Origin of the sequence: Streptomyces sp. NPDC091972 (assembly GCF_044756385.1) — a bacterium.
In the GTDB taxonomy this organism is placed as follows: Bacteria; Actinomycetota; Actinomycetes; order Streptomycetales; family Streptomycetaceae; genus Streptomyces.
Genome location: NZ_JBIVSV010000013.1, coordinates 53581 through 68163, shown reverse-complemented (window position 1 = coordinate 68163; position 14583 = coordinate 53581). Strand labels below are relative to the sequence as shown.

Genomic DNA, 14583 nt, shown 5'->3' with positions numbered 1-14583 from the left:
TCGGCGGACGTGCGACAGCGTCCGCCGACCTGCGTGTGGTGCCCGAAATCGTCGAACGGTGCCTGAGCGCCGCACCCCGCGGGCTGTGCGTCCTGGCACTCGACGGCCTGTCGTACGGCGTCGCGGAGGCGGCACTCGCCCACGCCAGGACACGTCCGTTGCGCTCGACGTTCCCGAGCACCTCGACCACCGCCTGGCTGACCGCCGTCACCGGCGCCGCCCCCTCCCGGCACGGCGCCCTCGGCATGGTGTACCGGGCGCCGGGAACCGACTGCGTCACCCACCTCGTCAGCGGCGACACGTACGCCTTCGGCCCCTGCCCACCGTCCGGGAAACCCTTGCTGCACGGCGGCACCACCCTCTTCGACCGCGTCGTCGAGGCGGGCGGGGACGCCTTCGTGATCGGCGCCGAACTCGAGCGGCTGACCGGGGAGTGGGCTGCGGCGCTGCTCCACGGCGCCCAGGTCGTGCCGTCGCCGGCGACGGTACTCGACAGCGATTCCGTCGCGGTCGTCGAAAGGACCGTGCGCGAGGTCGAAGCCGTTCTCAGACGCACGTCCGAGGTGCCGTTCCTGGTGTGGGCGTACGTGAACCTCGACGACCACATCCACATGCACGGGTACGACGACCGCCTGCACGCGTCCCTGCGGCTGCTGGACTCGGCGGCGAGCCGCTGGGCCGACGCCGGATGGAGCGTGCTCGCGCACGCCGACCACGGCCAGGTCCCGGTCGCACCGAGGGCCGGACTCCTGGACGCCTGGGCCCGGCTGGACTCCCCCGCGCACTGCCGGATGCCCAGCGGCGGCGCCGGCCGCGTCCGGTGGATGTACCCCCTGCCCGGGCACGAGCGGAAACTCGCTGCCGAACTGGGCGACGCACTCGGTGACCATGCGTTGGTCCTGACCCCCGACGACCTGGACGAACGCGGGCTGCTCGATGCGACGCCCGCCGTCCGCGAGCGCATCGGCGCGGTGGTCGCCCTCGCCACCTCCGCGGCCTTCCCCGTGCCGGACCCCACCGTCGCCTGGGAGCACGGCTCCCTCAGCGACGACGAGATGCTCGTCCCCCTCGCGGCCTGGAACGCACCGCTCGCCCAGGACGCGTAGGCCCACAACTCCGCCCAGACGAACAGGAGATACCGTGAGCACGGTCGTGTTCCGCAACAAGACCGGTGGTTCGGAAACCCTGCACGCAGTACCGGGTCAGAAGCTCCTCGATGTCCTGCGGCTGCACGGCATCCCGGCCAACGCGGTGCTCTGTTACCGGAACGGGACGGTGATCCCCGAATCCGCCGTCGTCGTCGAGGCCGACGAGGTCGTCGAGGTCCGGCAGGTGCGCCACTACGACCTCGACGTGCTGCGCAAGCCCAAGGAGCAGGTCTACGCCGCGCCGGATCCCGTGTACTCCAAGTCCGTCCTGTTCGACCACGGCGGAACCCTGGAACGCCGCACCGAGCAGCTCACCGCCGAGACGTTCGTGCAGTACGTCGAGGAGACCTTCGTCCAGAGCATCGTTGCCGGTGGCACCATGCGGGCCGGGGACCGCGCCGTCATCGGGCTGTCCGGCGGCCGGGACAGTGTCGCCTACCTCAAACTGCTCGAACGCACACGGGGCCGCTGGCCCGAGACGGACCTGACCGCCGTCACCATCACCGGCCTGCCCGACTGGGACGAGCCGGCGACGTTCCAGATCGCCCTGGACGCCTGCGAGGGACTCGGCCTGGACCACACGATCGTGACCGCCGACGACGTGGCCGAACTCTTCAAACTGCGCGAGCCGTTCGTCGACGTGATGAACAGAGTCGTCGCCGGCGAGCACCGCAACATGAACATGGTGATCGGTCACCAGGTGCTGCGCCGCATGCTGGAGCGGGAGGCCGCCCGCGCCGGAGCCTCGGTCGTCGCCTTCGGTTTCAACGCCGACGACCTGGTGGCCAGCATGGTCACCTGGTTCACCACCGGCTATCGGATGGGCGGCATTCCCGTCCGGGAACTGGGCGATCTGCGGTACGTCTTCCCGCTCTACCGGATCACCAAGAAGGAACTGACCCTCTACCTCGAACTCGTCGCGCCGGAGCTCAACCGGCAGGGCGCCCCGGGCCGCTTCACCACCGGCTCCGACGAACGCTCCCTGGCCTATGCGATGGCCGACCACCTGTACGACCTCTGGCCGGGCATCGACTACTACCTGTTCAACGCCTTCGAGAACGTGCAGCGCAGCCTGCTGCCGGTGGTGGACGACGTGTGCCGGGTCTGCGAGGGCAGGTACCTCCTCATGGAGGGCATGCCCAACCCCGCCGGCCTCTGCGACGTCTGCGGCTTCCTCCACCGGCAGGAGGCGCTGCGGGCGGACGCCGTATGACCCCTGGGGCACAGGGCGGCGACGCACACCGTCCCTGGTACCAGGACTTCTTCGGTGAGGAGTTCTGGGCGGTGGCGGCCCACGAGTACACCGCCGAGCGCACGGCTGCGGAGGCCGACTACCTGGCTGAGGTCCTCGACGCGTCGGCCCCGGGCCGACGCGTCCTCGACCTGGGCTGCGGTACGGGCCGGCATGCGGTGGCCCTGGCAGGGCGTGGATTCCGCGTCACCGGTGCCGACGTGGGCGAGTGGGCTCTGCGGCAGGCCGCGCGATCGGCGGCCGCGGCCGGAGTGGAGGTGGAGTGGCTGCACCTCGACCTGCTGCGTGAACAGAGCTGGCCGGTGGGAGAGTTCGACGCGATGGTCTGTGTGCAGTCCTTCGGCTGGGGCAGTGACGCCCAGCAGTTGAGGCTGCTCCGGGAGGCCCGCCGGGCGCTCGTCCCCGGCGGGCTCCTCGTGCTCGACCATTCCAACGTCCTGACGATCGCGAGCCACTACGTACCCGAAGCCACCTTCGAGACCGAGGGGTTGCTGGCCGTATTCCGCCGTGACTACCGCGTGGTGCGCGGCCGCAGCACCGGTTCGATCGAGGTGCGGCGGGGTGCCGCGGAACCGGTCGTCATCCGCGATGACGTGCGGCTCTACCAGCCCGCCGAGGTACGGGACCTGCTGATCCGCGCCGGGTTCGAGATCGAGCGCGCCGACGCCGACTTCACCATCGGCCGCCAAGCCGCACTCACGACGCGCTACGTGCAGTTCGTGGCCCGCAACCCCGAGGCCGCGGACACCACCGCGATCAACAGGTGGGAAGAGCCCCCCGCCCGAAGGCGCACGGAACCTGCGGCACCGGGGCCGGCGGACGCGGTCGTTCCCGGGGATCTCGTGGACCTGCGCTGGTCGCCCGACGAGATCGACTTCGTCCAGCCCTCGGTCGACCGCGCCTTCCGAGGGGTCGCCTCCGGCACCGCACGGGCCTATCACGTGACCGACCCCTACGCCGCCGCACAGGCCGCGCCGGTGCTCTCCGAACACTTCGGCCTCGAACTGCGCCCGGACACGGTCACAGCCGGCACCGGAGCCACCGGCCTGCTGCACGCGTGCGCGGCCCTGGCGCAGCCGGGTCCCGTGCTGCACCTGAGCGGCGGGCACCCCGACCTGCCACGCTGGGCCGCGCGCCTGGGCAGCGAGGCGTTCGCGACCCGGATCGGGAATCTGACGGCCGACCTCGACCGGCACGCTCCCTCGGTCCTCGTGCTCGACCGCCCGACGATCGCCGGGGACCTGTACGGCAGAGAGACGCTGGACGAGATCGCTCGGGCCGCCCGCGCACGCGGCACGACGGTGGTCCTCGACGAGGCCTACGCCGTCTACGCCGGGCCGGACGCCAGTTGTGTCCCCGCGGTCGCCGAGCACGACAACCTGATCGTCCTGCGCAGCATGTCCAAGGGCTACTGCTGCGGCGGACTCCGGGTCGGGTTCGCGGTCGCCGCGCCCGCGCTGACCCGGCGGCTGCGGGACGTTCTGCCACCGTTGGGCGCGAACAGCTTCGGGCTGACCGTCGCCCTCCGCCTGCTGGCGCAGGGCGACATCTTCGCCGGGCTGCGGGCCAGGATCGCCGAGGTGAAACCGGAAGTCACCGCGCTGCTGCGCGAGGCGGGCCTCGCGGTGACGGAGGGAGCTGCCTGCCTTCCCTGGGTGACCGCACCGGCGCACGACGCGGTCAGAGCCCTGCTCGAACGGCTCGGGCTGCGCGTCAAAGAGGTACCGGGGCAGGAAGCGCCCGGCACAGGAAGGCAGTTGGGAAGACGTCACCAGGGGGATGCGGGTGCTGCGGATCGAGAGCTGTCGGACACGGAAAACAACGGCAGGATCTTCAAGATCGCCGTTCCACTGTCGGACGCTCGACTGACGGCCTTCCGCGCGGCTTTCACCCGGAGCGGACAACATGCGTGACCTCAGTGGTGCGAGCTCCCCGGGCCCTTCGAACAGCCTCAGTGGTCCAGGCGGCCTGAGCGGTCTGGTCGGGGGCATACACGCTGCGATCGACGCCGTCGAGGCAATGGAGTGGGTGGCCCGGCTCGCCGGATGGGACCGCTACCAGGGATCGGCGGGAATCGCCGACGCGGCCGACTTCGTCGCGGGCGAGGCGGAGCGCGTGGGGCTCGCCGACATCGAGGTGCTCAGTCTGCCCGCGGACGGCAGAACCGCGTGGTGGACGTACACCGCCCCCTCCTCCTGGACACCACGCGCCGCGCATCTGTCGCTCAACGGCGCTCCCCCGGTTGTCAGTTACCCGGCACAGCCCTATGCCCTCGCCGCGAACTCGGCGGCCGCGGAGGGCGAGGTGCCGCTCGCGGTGCCGCAGGATTCCCGCTGGCCGCCGGGCGCGCTCGTCCTCGTCGGATCGGCGGCCGACCTCGGCACCGAGCTGTTCACCCGGATGCAGGCCGAGAAGGCATCCGGGTTCTGCGTGACGGCCCGCCCCGACGGCATCGAGCAGTCGGGGCGCGTCGAACTGCCCGGCGGCAGCTCCCTGTTCGGCTTCAGTGTGCTCCCGGCGCAGTTGGGCGAACTCCTGCGTGCGCACCGGCGAGGCACGCGGGCCCAGGTGCTCGTCGATGTCGACACCGCTCCCCGGCGCATGCCGGTCGTGGTCGCCCGTACGCCGTCCGGCCGGGTGGAAGCAGGCGACGCGTGTCTGCTCAGCGCCCACCTGTGCCATCCGGCCCCGGGGGCCAACGACAACGCCTCGGGTGTCGCCGCGGCACTGGCGGCCGGGCGCGTGCTGGCGGCGCGGCCACTGCGTCGTCCCGTCCGGTTCGTATGGGCACCCGAGTTCGTGGGCCTGGCCGCATACGTCCACCAGGCGGTCGAGGAAGGCGTCCGACAGCTCCCCGCGATGGCGGTCAACCTCGACATGGTGGGTGAGGACCAGCGCCGCTGTGGCGGCCCGCTGATCGTCGAGTACGGCCCCGAGTACCTGCCGCACTACGCCAACGCACTGGTCGAGGCCTGCGTGCGAGCCCTTCCGCCCGCCGCGCGTTCCTACAGCGGTGCCGTCGGCTGCGACACCTGGGCCTGGCGTACGACACCCTTCGTCGGCGCCTCCGACCACGCGATCCTCGCCGACCGGGCGATCGGCTGCCCCGCCGTCCAACTGGGGCACTGGCCCGACCGGTTCAACCACTCCGGTGCCGACTCGATCGACAAGGTCGATCCGCAGGAACTGCGAAGGTCCGCAGCGATCGCGGCGTCCGCGGCCGCCGTCGTGGCGACGGCCGACGAACGGGACGCCGACCTCCTCGCCCGGCTCCTGACCCGCTGGACGGCCCGGCGTATGACCGCCTGCCTGCCGCCCGCCGACGGGCCGGACTGTGAACCGTGGGCCGTCACCCGGCTCACCCGGCGCTGGCACTACGGCCGGGACGCCCTGCCCACGCTGCGCCCCCTCGGCGCGAGCCCGCGCCTCCTCGACAGACAGGCGGAACTCCTTGCCGGGCTGCACCGCACTCTGTCGTCCGCCTTGGACGACGGCCCCGCGGAACCGCGACCGCCGGCACCTCGCGGCCCGGCCCTGCGCAGGAACTGGCCCGGCCCTTTCAACCTTCGAGCGCTGATGGCAGCCATGACGGAGACGGACCGCCGGTGGCTCCTGCAAGAGCTGACCGCGGACCGCGGCGGCTGCTATGCCGCCGCGATGGCCCTCGCTCAAAGCATCGACGGCAACGCCGACGCCGCGACCGCGATGCGCGTCGCTGAACTGGACTCCGGTGTCCGCCCGAGAACAGCGGGCTTCGGGGAACGCTTTCTGACGGCGATGGCCACGGCCGGGTGGATCGAGGAGGGCGGCGCAGCCGTGCTCGGGGCGGACGGCGCGGCGGCCACGGGAGCGGGACGGACGCACGAGGGGAGCACGCCATGAGCACGGCTCAAGTCCGGGTCGAGGTCTGCGAGTCCGTCGAGAGCCTCGACACCGCACAGTGGCAGCGGGTGGTGGCCTCGGCCGGCGCCCCCGTCCACTACTCTCCTGCGTACTTGCGGGCCTACCAGGACAGTCCGCTCAGCCCGTACGCCGCCGTCCGCTATCTGACGGCCGTCGACGCCGGGCGGATCGTCGCCGTGCTGCCGTGCTACCTCGACAAACAGGGCGACCCGTACGGCTTCCTCCAGGCTGTCGGCATCCCGGAAGCGAACGGCACCGCGCTCCTCGGACACAACTGGTACTGCTACGACACACGTGTCCCGGTGCTCGCGACGAACGCGGAACACCGCGACCGGGTACTCGCGGCGATGCTGGACGCCTTGGTGGAGCTGGGGAACCGGGACGGCGCGCGAGCCACCGGTCTCGTCAGCGTCGCGGAAGGCGACCCGCTGCTCGGCGCGGCCCGCCGCAAGGGGTGGCGGGTGACCCCGATCGTGACCCGCTTCCAACTCCCGCTCCAGGGTGTGGCGACGTACGACGACTATCTCTCGCCCCTGGGACCCAGGACGCGTCGCACGATCCGCCAGTACATGCGGCGCGCGGCCGATGCCGGGGTCACGACGTCCGTCGAATCCCCCCGGCCGGACTTCCTGCGCACCGTCTGCGATCTCACACGCCGCACGGCGGCCAAGTACGGCAGCGCCGACATGTATCCCGAGAGCGCCTTCATCGACTTCGTCATGGCGCTCGGCGACCATGCCCGTGTCGTGCGCGTCGACGTGCCCGAACGGACACTGGCGGCTGCGGTGGTCCTGCTGGACGGCCAGCGCCTGCACATGTGGGTGGGCGGGACCAGTGACGCCACCGTCCACAGCTTCAGCCCCAACTACCTGCTGTGGGCCACCGAGATCCGCGCCGCCATCGAGGCGGGCAAGCAATGGGTGGAGGGGGGCCGGAGCAACCGGCCGATGAAGGAACGCCACGGCATGCGGCCGCTGCCGCTGTACGCCTGCATAGCCCCTGAGTGAACCTCGACCTCTGCACGGGGTCGCCCACACCGCTCCGCCGTCCCCCTTCCCATCTGCCGACCCATCTGCCGTGCGGACTGCCGCCCACGACGGCTGCGTACCTCATCCTTTAATGCGATGCGTACGTACCGACCTTGAGGTGGGTGTATGCCAAAGGATGCATCATTACTGGTCACTTATGACTACGGCAGCCTTTCTCCCGTCCGGCTGGCCGAGGCCGCCGAGCAGAACGAGTCCGATGTCGTGTTCGTCACCACCGGCTCGGAACATGCCCGGGAAATGACACCCGCGCTGGAAATGGTCGGGTCGGTCATCGACACCACGGGCTTCGACGACTCGGAAATCCTGGAGGCACTGGAGCCTTTCAAACCCTCCGGCATTGTCACGTTCAGCGAGGGAATGATCGTGCCGACCGCGCGGCTGGCACATCTCCTGGAGCTTCCCTATCACTCGCTCGCCGACGTCGGGGCCATCACCAGAAAGGACCTCCAGCGCAGGAGACTTGCCGAGAAGGGTGTCGAGTCGGTCCGTTTCCACGAGGTGACCCGGGTGGAGGAGATCGGCGCGGCACTCGACCGGGTCGGTCTGCCCGCGATCGTCAAGCCGACCACCGGCGCCGCGAGCAAGCACACGGTCTCGGTCACCACCGAGGCGCAATGCGCGGACGCCGTCGCCCGCATCCTCGACGGCACGGCGTCGCCGCCCCGGACCGCCATCGTGGAGGAACTCCTCGTCGGGCGCCCGGTCGACGCCCCCTGGGGCGACTACCTGGCGGTTGACTGTGTGGCCGACGGCGAGGAGGTCCGGCCGCTCTTCGTCACCAGCAAGTTCGCCCTGGCCGAGCCGTATCGCGAGCGCGGCGGCTACGGACAGGCCTCGACGGTGCCGCAGGCCGAGCTGACCGCCGCACAGGATCTCGCCTGCCGTGCGGTCGGCGCGCTCGGCATCCGCACCGGCATCGCCGACGTCGAGCTGAAGCTGACGCCCGCCGGCCCCCGGGTGATCGAGGTCAACGGCCGGCTCGGCGGGTGGGTCGATGACCTGGCTGTCCGCTCGGCCACCGCGGACCCCGCCGACACGGCCGTCAGGGCCGCGCTGGGCAGGCCGCCTGCCCCGGCGGCCGCGCGATCCGCCGACGCCGTCGCCTTCCACTACCTGGTGATGCCCCCGGTGACCGCCCACCGCGTGCGCGAGGTCCGGGAGGGTCTGTTCGCCTTGCGTGAGCGGCCCGAGGTCGAGCGCGTCACCATCACGACCCGTCCCGGCGCGAGCGCCGACTGGCGCGACGGTACGGACGGCGGTGTGGCCGCGGTGCTGGGCACCGCCGCGACCCATGACCGACTCGCGGACCTCGTAGCGGAGATCGAGTGCATCGACTGGATCGACTACGACTGACATCCGCGTACCGCACCCGTGGCCGACGTGTGCAGGAAACGCAGGCGCGTCCGTGCCGCTCACCGCGTTCGGCTTCACCGACGAAGAGAAGAGAGACATGCCGGTCGCATGGCTGCGTGAGTTGCTCGACAATGCCTCATCGGGCGGATACGCCCTTCCCGCGTTCAATGTCGTCGACGAACTGAGCATGGATTCCGTGCTCTCGTCAGCCGCCCTCGCCCGTTCTCCGGTCGTCGTGCAGGTGTCGGTGCGTACGGCGAAGTTCTGGACTCCGAATTTCCTCCGAGCCACGTTCGAGGCCAAGAGGAAACTGCACGGCACGACGGCCGTTCTGCATCTCGACCACTGCGGAGAGCCGGCGTTTCTCCTTTCCTGCCTCGACGTCGGCTGGCATTCCGCCCTCTTCGACAGCTCGCATCTTCCCTACGAGGAAGGGGTGCGGGCCACCCGGCGTGTCGTCGAGGAGGCCGGGAGGCGGGGAGCCGCGATCGAGGGGGAATTCGAGCGCATCAGGCGCGTCGACGACCCGAGTGTCAACACCGCCGAGGACACCGCGGCGCAGCACCACAGCACCCTCTCCTTTCTCGACAGGACAGGCGTCCACTGCTTCAGTCCCGATCTCGGCACCCGGCACGGCATGCACACCGAGGAACCCGCCGTCGACTACGGGCGGGCACGAGAGCTCTCCGCGCGGGTGCCGGTGGTCCTGCACGGCGGCAGCGGGTTGTCCGACGCGTGTCTGCGCAAAGCTGTCGACAGCGGCGTGACGAAGGTCAATCTCTCGTCCGTGCTGAAGGAGACGTACGTGGCGGCCGTGCACGCGTTCGTCCGGGCCTCCCGCACCGAACCGCTCGACCTGGTGAGCACAGCGCACGGCCGGATCGGTGCGTTGTGCCGCCACTACGCCGAGGTGCTCGGCAGTGCGGGGCAGAGCCGATGAAACGCGGGCTGATCTTCGACTGTGACGGCGTCATCGTGGACGTCGAGATCCAGAGGCATCTGCGTGCCTTCAACCAGGTGTGGGCGGAGCTCGGTATTCCGTGGCGTTGGAGCGACGCCGAGTACCAGCGCGCGCTGCGGGTGTCGGGGGGCAGGGAACGCCTCAACCTGTTGCGGGACGATCCACGTTTCCGCGCGGTCTTCGACGTCCCGGCCGACCCGGCCGAGTGGCAACGGCTCATCGCCGCCTGGCATCGGCGCAAGACGCAGATATACGTGGAGTCGCTCAAGGCCGGGAACGTCACGCCTCGGCCGGGCGTGCGCCGCCTGGCCGAGGACGCGCTGCGGGCCGGGTGGCGGGTGGCCGTCGCCTCAGCGGGAGCCCGGGACTCGGTGCGCACACTGGTCGAGGCCGCGCTCGGGGCGGAACTCGCGTCCCGGCTCACCCTGATCACCGGCGAATCCGTACGGCGCAAGAAGCCGGCGCCCGACGTGTTCGACGCCGCGGCCACGGCGATCGGCGTGCGCCCGGAGCGCTGTGTCGTGATCGAGGACACGCGCAACGGCCTGCTGTCGGCCAGGGCATCCGGCATGACCTGTGTGGTGACGCCCACCAGGCTCACCGTCCACGACGACTTCTCCGAGGCCGCGCTGGTGATCAGTGGGCTGGGCGACCCCGGCCTGCCGCCGGAGGTCGCGCTGGGCGGCCGGGCCTCGCACGGCAACCCCCCCTATCTGACTCTGGAGGCGTTGCGGCGGCTGAGCGAGACGGCCGGCGCGGCCCGCCCTGACGTGCGGTCGCTGTTGCGCTGACGGCAGCGGGCGGCCCGGACGCAGACAGGCATGACGGACGGGTGCCGGGGCGCAGAGCCCCGGCACCCGTCCGTCATGTGCCGTGTTCAGCCCTCCGGGCGGAACTCCCGGTCGCCTGCCAGCACGACGTTCAACAGTACGTCGGCGCCCGCGACCAGGTCCTCGGGCGCGGTGTACTCCTCGGGCACGTGGCTGACCCCGCCCCGGCTCGGTACGAAGACCATGCCGCTCGGCGCCACCCGGGACATCCATTGCGCGTCGTGCCCGGCCCCGCTGGGCAGGCTGCGGTGCGCGTGGCCGAGGGAGTCCGCGGCGTCGGCGGCCAGTTTCCGCAACCGCTCGTCGCACCGCGTGGGCGTGACCCTCTGCTGCGGGGAAAGGGTGATCGTCGTACCGGTGTCGGCGGCGATACGGTCCGACAGGGCGCGCAGGCGGGCCAGTCCCTCGTCGATGGCCGCACCGTCCAGGTCCCGCAGATCGATCTGGAGGCGTGCCTCGCCGGGGATGACGTTCCAGGCGCCCGGCACCACCCGGCACTGGCCGACGGTGGCCACCCGCACCACCCCCGACGGCCCGGCCAGCTCGCGAACGCCCAGCACGGCCTGCGCGGCCGCGACCAGGGCGTCACGGCGGGCGTCCATCGGTGTCGTTCCGCCGTGGCCGGCCGCTCCCCGCACCACCAGTTCAACGGTCTGACGTCCGCTGATGCCCTCCACGACACCGATCCGGGCGCCCTCGCGCTCCAGGATCGGGCCCTGCTCGATGTGGGCCTCCAGGAAGGCGGCGATCGACCCGTGCGGCCAGCGGGCACGCCCTATCCGGGCGCTGTCGCCGCCCGCGGCGTCCAGGGTCTCGGAGAAGGGGCGGCCGTCCGCGGTGCGTGCGTTCAGTTCCCGCTCGTCGACCAGTCCGGCCACCGCCCGGGAGCCGAACATGGGCGAGGTGTCGGGGGTCCCCTCCTCGTTGGCGAACGCGATGACGGCCAAGGGGTGTTCGAGCTCCACGCGCCGGTCGCGCAGGCTCTGCACCACCTCGACGGCCGCCATCACGCCGTACGCCCCGTCGTAGGCCCCGCCGCCCCGGACGGTGTCCAGGTGGGAGCCGAGGACCAGGGCGCCGAGTTCGGGGCGCCGGCCGGGCGCGGTGCCGATGAGGTTGGCGGCCTCGTCCACCCGGACCCGCAGGCCGGCCTCGCGCAGGTAGCCGGCGGTGGTCTCCCGGGCGCGCAGGTCGTCCGGGGTGAAAGCGGGCCGGGTGACACCGCCGTCGGTCGTGCCGCCGAACGTGCGCAGCTGTCCCAGGCGGTCCGTCAGGCGGTCGCCGTCGACGTGGATCGGGCCGGCGCGCAGGGGCGAGTCGAGCAGGGCCATCATGTCTCCCGGTTGGCTGCGGTGTCTGAGGTCAGGTGGGCGGCCAGCCGGGCGACGGTCGGATACCGGAACAGATCACGGATCGTCACCGCGTGGTCGGTCGTCTCCCGGATACGGGCGCCGAGCCGGATGGCGAGCAGCGACTGGCCGCCGAGCTGGAAGAAGTTGTCGTCGACGCCGACGGGCGGGCACTGGAGGATCTCGGCGAACAGCCCGCACAGCTTCTCCTCCAGCGGGGTGCGGGGGGCCGGGCCCTGCTCCGCCGGAGCGGCCGGGCGGGGCAGCGCCGGGTGGTCCACCTTGCCGTGGACGGTCAGGGGCAGTTCGCGCAGGACGGTGAACGCGGAGGGCACCATGTACGGCGGCAGCAGCCGGGACAGGTGCCGCCTCACCTCGTCGACGTCGACGGCCTGGCGTGTCTGGTCCCTCGGTACCAGGTAGGCGGCGAGTCCGCGTCCGCCCGGCAGGTCCTCGCGCAGGGCGACCGCGGCGCGGGCCACCTCGGGGAGGGCGACGAGAGCGGCCTCGATCTCGGCCGGCTCGATCCGGAAGCCCCGCAGTTTCACCTGCCGGTCGACTCGGCCGGCGAAGGTGAGGGTGCCGTCGGACTCACGGCGTGCCAGGTCGCCGGTGCGGTACATCCGGCTGCCCGGCGCGCCCTGCGGATCGGGCAGGAAGCGCTGGGCCGTGAGTCCGGGCCGTCCCACGTAGCCGCGGGCCAGATGGGATCCGCTGACGTACAGCTCGCCCGTGCCGCCCGGTGGCACCGGACGCAGGGTGTCGTCCAGGACGTACAGGCCCGTGTGGCGCATAGGGGTGCCGAGATGGAGCCGGAGCGCTCCGCGGAAGTCCGGGGCGAACGGCTGGAGGCTGCAGAAGACGGTGGTCTCGGTGGGGCCGTAGGCGTGCACGACGGTGGTGCGGGGACAGTGCTCGCGCACCCGGCGGAGCGCGCTGACGGACAGCACGTCGCCGCCGGTCGTGACGTCCCGCAGCGGTGCGAGTGCCGTCGGGTCCTCGTGCGCGATGGTGTCGAACAGCGCCGTGGTGAAGTACGCGGCGGTCACCCCGTTCCGGGCGATCACGTGCTTCAGCTCGGCGACGTCGAAGTGCTCCGGGCTCCACACCACGGCCCTGCCGCCCTGGACCAGGGGCACCCACAGCTCGTAGGTGGAGGAGTCGAAGCCCAGCGGGGAGTAGGCCAACACGCGCGCCTGCCGCTCCGGGTCCCAGCACGGGTCGGTCACGAAGTCCACGATGTTGCGGTGGGTGTTGGCCACGCCTTTGGGTGTGCCGGTGGAGCCGGAGGTGTACATCACGTACGCCAGGTGCTCGGGGTGCGCGGGAGGGTCGGGCAGCCGTCGCGGTGCCGGGACCGGACCGGAGGTCGGGCCGAGCTCCTCGACGGGAGTCTCCCCGGCCCAGTCGATCACCGCGGCGGGACCGTCCGTGAGGAGCAGGACGGCACCGGCGTCCTCGACCATCCAGCGCAGGCGGTCCTGCGGGTGACGGCGGTCGAGGGGCAGGTAGGCGCCGCCCGCCATGAGCACCGCGAGCGCCGAGACGACGAAGGACACCGAGCGGTCCATGAGGAGGGCCACCACGTCACCGGGCCGCACCTCCCGCGCGGTGAGCCGGTGCGCCAGCTCCCCGGCGCGGGAGACGAGTTCGGCGTAGGTCAGTTCCTGGCCGACGTGGGTCACCGCCACCGCGTCAGGTGTGCGGGTGGCCTGCCGTACGACGAGTCCGTCGACCGTCCCGGCCGTACGGGAGGTAACGGGGACCATCACGGCGTGCCGCCCCCCTCGTCCCGGGCGCCGGGAGCGCCGTCGAGCAGACACCACTCGAGGACGGCCATGGCGGCGGTCATCTTGTGGAAGGCCTGCCGCCAGGCCAGGCTGCGGGGCCCGTCGAGCACCTCGTCGGTGACCTCCTGGCCGCGCACCGCGGGCAGGTCGTGCAGGAAGACGGTGTCCGGTCCGCCCACCCGGTCGAGGAAGGCGTCGTCGATGCGGAAGCCGTCGAAGGCGCGGATCCAGTCGGGGTCCTCCTTGGGGACCCCCATCGTGCGCCAGCGGCTGGTGTAGACGGCGTCCACGGGTCCGCTCACCCGGGCCGGTTCGGTCTCCTGGGTCACGAGGGAGCCGTCGCCGATCTCGTCGAGCAGCTTGAGGTGTTCGTCGGGCACCGTGTAGCCCTCGGGGCAGAGCAGGGTGAGACGCAGGCCGGGGGTGAGTGCCGCGGCCAGGGCCAGGGCGCGGGCGGAGCTGTTGCCCTCGCCGACGCACAGCACATGGCGGCCGGACAGCTCGCCGAAGTGCTCTGCGAGCGTGGTGAGGTCGGCGACCGCCTGAGTGGGATGCTCATCGAGGGTGAGCGCGTTGACGACGGCCAGGTCGCCGGCCGCGGCCAGGTCCCGGAGCTCCTGTACGTCCTCGTTGGTGCGGACGACCAGGGCGTCGAGGTAGCGGCTCAGCGTCTTGGCGGTGTCCTGGAGGGTTTCGCCCGTGCTGATCTGGAGGTCGTCGGGGCCGAAGGCGATGGCGTCGGCCCCGAGGGCGACCGCCGCGCTCCAGAAGGCGGTGCGTGTCCTGGTGGACGACTTGCGGAAGTAGATGCCGACCCGGCGGCGGTCCAGGGTGCGCTCGGGTCCGGGGGCGGGCGGTTCGGTCCGTTCTGCGAGCCGGACGGCGCGGCGTACGAGGTGCGCCAGGTCGTCCGGGCCGAGGTCGGTGAGCGAGATCAGATGGCGCATG

The 14583-nt window shown here is 71.7% G+C and carries 11 protein-coding genes; 8 read left to right on the top strand and 3 right to left on the bottom strand.

The genetic code is table 11. From position 1 onward, the window contains the following. Positions 1 to 38: 38 nt before the first annotated feature. The 8 genes from ACIQJT_RS31995 (at position 39) to ACIQJT_RS31960 (ending at position 10457) form a co-directional block, all read left to right on the top strand. The gene (locus ACIQJT_RS31995) at positions 39 to 1106 is read left to right on the top strand and encodes an alkaline phosphatase family protein (RefSeq protein WP_402649336.1); all 1068 of its coding nucleotides are present in this window, start codon (positions 39 to 41) and stop codon (positions 1104 to 1106) included. Positions 1107 to 1140: 34 nt separating this feature from the next. Continuing rightward, positions 1141 to 2361 (top strand): hypothetical protein, encoded by a 1221-nt coding sequence (locus ACIQJT_RS31990; RefSeq protein ID WP_402649335.1) that lies wholly within the window; start codon positions 1141 to 1143, stop codon positions 2359 to 2361. Further along, positions 2358 to 4313, top strand: a complete 1956-nt coding sequence (locus ACIQJT_RS31985; RefSeq protein WP_402649334.1) for an aminotransferase class I/II-fold pyridoxal phosphate-dependent enzyme — start codon at positions 2358 to 2360, stop codon at positions 4311 to 4313. Before ACIQJT_RS31990 ends, ACIQJT_RS31985 begins: the two co-directional genes overlap by 4 nt. 106 nt (positions 4314 to 4419) lie before the next feature. Continuing rightward, positions 4420 to 6282, top strand: a complete 1863-nt coding sequence (locus ACIQJT_RS31980) for a DUF4910 domain-containing protein (protein WP_402649333.1) — start codon at positions 4420 to 4422, stop codon at positions 6280 to 6282. After that, positions 6279 to 7310: a GNAT family N-acetyltransferase gene (locus ACIQJT_RS31975; RefSeq protein WP_402649332.1), complete on the top strand. Its 1032-nt coding sequence runs from the start codon at positions 6279 to 6281 to the stop codon at positions 7308 to 7310. Before ACIQJT_RS31980 ends, ACIQJT_RS31975 begins: the two co-directional genes overlap by 4 nt. A gap of 147 nt (positions 7311 to 7457) precedes the next feature. Beyond that, positions 7458 to 8705 carry an acetyl-CoA carboxylase biotin carboxylase subunit family protein gene (locus ACIQJT_RS31970; RefSeq protein ID WP_402649331.1) on the top strand — a complete coding sequence of 416 codons (1248 nt, stop codon included), beginning with the start codon at positions 7458 to 7460 and terminating at the stop codon, positions 8703 to 8705. Positions 8706 to 8802: 97 nt separating this feature from the next. Beyond that, positions 8803 to 9645 (top strand): class II fructose-bisphosphate aldolase, encoded by an 843-nt coding sequence (locus ACIQJT_RS31965; RefSeq protein WP_402649330.1) that lies wholly within the window; start codon positions 8803 to 8805, stop codon positions 9643 to 9645. Then, positions 9642 to 10457, top strand: coding sequence for an HAD-IA family hydrolase (locus tag ACIQJT_RS31960; RefSeq protein WP_402649329.1), 816 nt, complete (start codon positions 9642 to 9644; stop codon positions 10455 to 10457). Before ACIQJT_RS31965 ends, ACIQJT_RS31960 begins: the two co-directional genes overlap by 4 nt. Positions 10458 to 10543: 86 nt before the next feature. Here the strand turns inward: ACIQJT_RS31960 and ACIQJT_RS31955 are convergent, their stop codons facing one another. From ACIQJT_RS31955 to ACIQJT_RS31945, 3 genes are read right to left on the bottom strand one after another with little or no spacing between them, the layout of a single operon-like run. Beyond that, positions 10544 to 11830 carry a Zn-dependent hydrolase gene (locus tag ACIQJT_RS31955; RefSeq protein ID WP_402649328.1) on the bottom strand — a complete coding sequence of 429 codons (1287 nt, stop codon included), beginning with the start codon at positions 11828 to 11830 and terminating at the stop codon, positions 10544 to 10546. Beyond that, complete coding sequence (locus ACIQJT_RS31950) at positions 11827 to 13614, bottom strand: amino acid adenylation domain-containing protein (RefSeq protein WP_402649478.1); 1788 nt, start codon at positions 13612 to 13614, stop codon at positions 11827 to 11829. Before ACIQJT_RS31950 ends, ACIQJT_RS31955 begins: the two co-directional genes overlap by 4 nt. Further along, complete coding sequence (locus ACIQJT_RS31945) at positions 13614 to 14582, bottom strand: ornithine carbamoyltransferase (protein ID WP_402649327.1); 969 nt, start codon at positions 14580 to 14582, stop codon at positions 13614 to 13616. Before ACIQJT_RS31945 ends, ACIQJT_RS31950 begins: the two co-directional genes overlap by 1 nt. Position 14583: the final 1 nt, after the last annotated feature.

Bases quoted from the DNA above. Each gene is read 5' to 3' on its own strand.
- ACIQJT_RS31985 (WP_402649334.1), top strand. From the start codon at position 2,358: ATGACCCCTGGGGCACAGGGCGGCGACGCACACCGTCCCTGGTACCAG.
- ACIQJT_RS31980 (WP_402649333.1), top strand. From the start codon at position 4,420: ATGGAGTGGGTGGCCCGGCTCGCCGGATGGGACCGCTACCAGGGATCG.
- ACIQJT_RS31975 (WP_402649332.1), top strand. From the start codon at position 6,279: ATGAGCACGGCTCAAGTCCGGGTCGAGGTCTGCGAGTCCGTCGAGAGC.
- ACIQJT_RS31970 (WP_402649331.1), top strand. From the start codon at position 7,458: ATGCCAAAGGATGCATCATTACTGGTCACTTATGACTACGGCAGCCTT.
- ACIQJT_RS31965 (WP_402649330.1), top strand. From the start codon at position 8,803: ATGCCGGTCGCATGGCTGCGTGAGTTGCTCGACAATGCCTCATCGGGC.
- ACIQJT_RS31960 (WP_402649329.1), top strand. From the start codon at position 9,642: ATGAAACGCGGGCTGATCTTCGACTGTGACGGCGTCATCGTGGACGTC.
- ACIQJT_RS31955 (WP_402649328.1), bottom strand. From the start codon at position 11,830: ATGATGGCCCTGCTCGACTCGCCCCTGCGCGCCGGCCCGATCCACGTC.
- ACIQJT_RS31950 (WP_402649478.1), bottom strand. From the start codon at position 13,614: ATGGTCCCCGTTACCTCCCGTACGGCCGGGACGGTCGACGGACTCGTC.
- ACIQJT_RS31945 (WP_402649327.1), bottom strand. From the start codon at position 14,582: ATGCGCCATCTGATCTCGCTCACCGACCTCGGCCCGGACGACCTGGCG.